Below are 235 nucleotides of genomic sequence, written 5' to 3' on the forward strand. Positions count from 1 at the left end.
TGAACGCGACGGTCCGGCCGCGCGACTGCAGGATCAGCAGGGCGATCATCGGCAGCAGAACCAGCGTGCTGATCCAGGAGGCCGCGCCGGTCGTCCCGCCGACCGTCGAGACCGCGACGTTGACGGCCGCCATCACCAGGCAGACCAGCGCCGCCCAGCGGGCCGCCGTGGCCAGCGCGCGGGAGTTGGCCGCCCTGGAGAGGTGGCTAGGAAGGCCGAGCGACACCGGACTCCT

1 protein-coding gene is annotated in these 235 nt (G+C 72.8%); it reads right to left on the reverse strand.

The window, feature by feature from the left end:
• Positions 1–226: hypothetical protein (locus AC1RPK_RS07835; protein ID WP_481769371.1), on the reverse strand; the 226-nt coding region annotated here is incomplete at its 3' end.
• Between the last annotated feature and the right edge of the window lie 9 nt (positions 227–235).

It is taken from the genome of Dellaglioa sp. CoH-55-MRSF-6, assembly GCF_056782215.1.